The organism is Pisciglobus halotolerans (assembly GCF_900113675.1).
Lineage (GTDB): Bacteria > Bacillota > Bacilli > Lactobacillales > Carnobacteriaceae > Pisciglobus > Pisciglobus halotolerans.
This window is the reverse complement of sequence record NZ_FOQE01000083.1, coordinates 1-1,327: the sequence shown is the minus strand read 5'-3', so window position 1 is coordinate 1,327 and position 1,327 is coordinate 1. Positions and strand designations below refer to the sequence as shown.

Here is a 1,327-nt window from a genome sequence, read left to right as displayed (position 1 = left end):
GGTAGCGTCAAGAATTATGTGTAAATGGAAAATCCATTCCGTTAATTACAGTTAAATCATTGACTCTAATGTATCCTGAATTTCTTTAAATCCTTTGTGAATCCTGCCTAAAAATTTTTGGTTATATTGATTAAATTGCGACACTAAAAATCTTTCTAAAGAGTCTTCATTTGGAAATTGTTCTTTTCTTCGAGTATACCGTTTTAATTGTTTATTAAATCCTTCGATTAAGTTCGTTGAATAGATGGTTCGTCTGATAGTGGGAGGAAAATTATAAAATGTGACTATGGCAGGATTCAAGAGCAGATTGACAACTCTTGGATACTGCTTTCCCCATTTTTTGACCATAAAGTCCACTTGAGCCAATGCCTCTTCTTTAGACGTTGCTTGGTAAACCGCTTTGAACTCCTCACAAATTTCTTTTCGATCTCGAATACGCACTTTATGTGCGATATTTCTAGATACATGTACACAGCATTGTTGAAATTGTGCATTCGGATACACACTATGGATACTTTCTTCGATACCACTTAAACCATCGGTTACCACTAATAAAACCTCTTCTAACCCACGGTTTTTAAGATCTTGAAGAACCTCTTTCCAAATATACGCGGATTCCGTTGGGGCGATAGTGAACCCAAGAACTTCTTTGGTTCCATCCAATCGGATACCAATCGTAATGTACACGGCTTCTTTTGAAACGGTTTGTCTCTTCAAAGGAATATGTGTCGCATCCATAAAGATAACGGAATAACTGGCTTCTAACGTTCTTTCTTTAAATGCTAAAACGTCTTCAGACACGAGTTTACTCATGTTGGAGATCGTTTGTGGCGTATAGTGATGCCCATACATTTTTTCAATTAATTCGGAAATTTCAGCCATCGTAATGCCTTTTTGAAATAATTGGATAACGGTCGTTTCTAACGAATCATTGGTTCTCTTATATGCTGGGAGTGTTTGTTGAGAAAATTCGCCATTCCGATCTCTAGGAATAGTTAAATTTAGCTCTCCATATTCTGTTTTAAATGTACGTGAATAATTCCCGTTACGGGAATTTCCTGAATTGAATCCATTTCGATCATATTTTTCGTAGTCTAAAAAAGCAGTTAGCTCTGCTTGTAGAAGTGAATTAATCGCTCGTTCTAAATGATCCCGAAATAATTCATCTAAATCGCCTTTATTGAGTAGTGTTTGCATAATTTCTGTAGTAAAATTAGTCATGAGAAAGTCCTCCTATAAAATTTCGGTGTCGTAACTTTAATTTTACAGAATGGACTTTCTCTTTTTCTACCCTAAATTTCTATTTACACAAAATATTTTACGCTAT

General features: G+C 35.3%; 1 protein-coding gene. It reads right to left on the bottom strand.

Going from position 1 to position 1,327, the window contains the following annotated elements; all coding sequences use genetic code 11:
- Window positions 1–51 precede the first annotated feature (51 nt).
- Window positions 52–1,221 carry an IS256 family transposase gene (locus tag BM057_RS11465; protein WP_010752995.1) on the bottom strand — a complete coding sequence of 390 codons (1,170 nt, stop codon included), beginning with the start codon at window positions 1,219–1,221 and terminating at the stop codon, window positions 52–54.
- Window positions 1,222–1,327 lie beyond the last annotated feature (106 nt).

Bases quoted from the DNA above. Each gene is read 5' to 3' on its own strand.
- BM057_RS11465 (WP_010752995.1), bottom strand. From the start codon at position 1,221: ATGACTAATTTTACTACAGAAATTATGCAAACACTACTCAATAAAGGC.